A 2,492-nucleotide genomic window follows, 5' to 3' on the forward strand; every position below is an offset into this window, starting at 1 on the left:
CCGGACACCACCGGGACGCGGCCCGCGCGGCCGGACGGCCGGACGGCCGGACCGGGCGCGGGCGGCCGGAGGCGGGGTGGGCTTCCCAGAGTGAACCGAGCCGCGTTCTAATAGGACGCCATGACCGCCAACGCTGAACTCCCGGCCGGGGTCCCCGGCATCGACGCGCCCCGCCTGGCCGCCTGGCTGGCCCGCGAGCTGCCCGGATCCGGGCGGATCACCGGGATCGAGGTGATCGCCGGCGGACGGTCCAACCTCACCTACGCGATCACCCTGGACGGCGGCGACCGGGACCGGATCGTCCTGCGCCGCCCGCCGCTCGGGCACGTCCTGCCGACCGCGCACGACATGCGCCGCGAGTACCGGGTGCTGTCGGCGCTCGGCGCGCACGGGACCGGGGTGCCCGTCCCGGCCGCGCTCGCGCTGTGCGAGGAGGAGGACGTCATCGGCGTGCGGTTCTACCTCATGGACTTCGTGGACGGCCGCGTCCTGCGCACCCGGGAGGAGGCCGAGGGCCTCACCCCGGAGCGGGCGCGGGGGCTCAGCGAGGCGCTCGTCGCCGCGCTCGCCGCGATCCACACCGTGGACGTCGAGAAGGCCGGGCTCGCCGACTTCGGCCGCCCGTCCGGGTACATGGAGCGGCAGCTGCGCCGCTGGGGCAAGCAGTGGGACGCGTCGCAGGACGCGATCCGCGCCACCGGGACCGTCCGCGACCTGCCCGAATACGACCGGCTCGTGGCGCGGCTCGCCGAACGGCTGCCCGCCCTGCCGCCCGTGGACGCGCCCGCCCGGCTCGTCCACGGCGACTTCCGGCTCGACAACGCGCTGGCCCGGCTGGAGCCGGAGCCGGAGATCGCCGCCGTGGTGGACTGGGAGATGTCCACGCTCGGCGACCCGCTGTCCGACCTCGGGCTGACCCTGGTCTACTGGGCCGAGCCGTCCGACCCCGCGCCGCTCCCGGTCGGCGCGACGGTCACCACCGCGCCCGGGTTCGCCACCCGCCGCGAGTTCGCCGAGCGGTACGCCGGGCTGACCGGCTACGACCTGTCCGACCTCGACTACTACGTCGCGTTCGCGTGCTTCAAGCTCGCGGTGATCCTGGAGGGCATCCACGCCCGGTTCCTGCAGCGCGCCACGGTCGGCGACGGCTTCGAGGAGATCGGTCCGGCCGTGCCGGTGCTGCTGGGCCGCGCCCACGGCGTCCTGGACGCGCGTTCGCCCTGGTAGCGACCGGTCCGGGCGGGCTCAGCAGAAGCTGACGGATGCGGTGCCGGACGGGGAGAACACCACCTGGCCCGTCCGCGACCCCCAGCACATGCTCTGCCGCCGCACCTGGACCGTCGCCGACTGCCCGGCCGACAGCGTCCCCCCGCCGGACGCGGACAGGCCGCGCGAGACCCCGACGACGCGCCAGGACACCGTCCCGCCCGACGCCGACACGGTGATCTGGCAGCTGTCGCCGAGGCCGATGCTGCAGCCCACGACCGACAGCGTTCCCGGCCGCGGCGGACGCGGCGGCGCGGGCGGCGCCGAGTGCGTCGGCCGCCGGGTGGGGGAGTGGTTCGGCGAGGCCGGCGGCGCGGCCGGGGACGAGGACGACGACGAGGGCGTCGAGGACGGGGTGCGGCTCGGCGACGCGGAGGGCCCCTTCTTCGCGTGCAGCGTGGGCGACGCCGAGGGCGACGCCGCGGACGACATGGTCGGCTCGACGACGCTCCCGGTCGGAGCCGGGGCCGCCGGACGGCCGCCCTTCGCGACGTGCCCGCCGCCGCCCCCGCCGCCCGCGAACGCCGACACGGCCACGCCGAGGACCGCCACGGCGGCCACACCGCCGACCCCGGCGAGCACGGCCCGCTTGCGTCCGCGCGGGCTGCGCAGCTCACCGGCGACCCAGCGGTCCCCCTCCTCGGGGACGCGGCCGGACCGGCGCGGTTCGAGCTGCTCACCGCCGGCGGCCGCGGCGTCGCGCGAGTGCCGTCCGCCGCCGCCCGCCGGGCCGTGTCCCTGCGACGGGCCGTCCGGCGGGGCGGAAGCGGTGTCCGTGCCGGGGATGGCGTCGAACGAGAGCGTGGTGTCCGGCGCTCCGGGACCCGGCCCCGCGAGGACGTCGGGCTGGGTGCGGCCGGGACGTCCGTCGTCGACGGCTTCCGGCACCGCCTGCTCGGCGTTCCACGGCTGCGTGCGGTCGGCGTCCCCGGCGGCCCCGGGAGCGGGGTTCGCGATCGGGGCGGCGAGGGGTTCGGTGCGGGCGCGGCGGCCGCGCTTGGAACGGCGCGGCCGGTACGGGGCGGGCCAGCCGTCCGGATCGAGCGGCTCGATGAGCGCGGCGGCGGAGCGGCGGGCGTCGGCGCGGCCGGGCGAGGCGGCGGCGTTCAGGACGTCCAGGCGCAGGTCGGCCGGGAGCGCGGCGATCGGCAGCGAGCCGAGGACCTGGTCGGCCGGGATGTCCGGCACCGACTGCGCGGCGCAGGTCGGGCAGGACGCGACGTGCC

Annotated in this window: 2 protein-coding genes; one reads left to right on the forward strand and one right to left on the reverse strand. The window is 77.8% G+C overall.

Translation table 11 applies throughout. The annotated features are described in order from the left end of the window. Positions 1-120 precede the first annotated feature (120 nt). Positions 121-1,227 (forward strand): phosphotransferase family protein, encoded by a 1,107-nt coding sequence (locus AB0J52_RS36100; protein ID WP_500187404.1) that lies wholly within the window; start codon positions 121-123, stop codon positions 1,225-1,227. 18 nt (positions 1,228-1,245) lie between these two features. On the opposite strand, the gene AB0J52_RS36105 is transcribed toward AB0J52_RS36100, so the two are convergent. Then, positions 1,246-2,492, reverse strand: a 1,247-nt coding sequence (locus AB0J52_RS36105) for a hypothetical protein (RefSeq protein ID WP_500187405.1), incomplete at its 5' end; no start/stop codon positions are given.

Source organism: Spirillospora sp. NPDC049652 (assembly GCF_040675125.1).
In the GTDB taxonomy this organism is placed as follows: domain Bacteria; phylum Actinomycetota; class Actinomycetes; order Streptosporangiales; family Streptosporangiaceae; genus Spirillospora.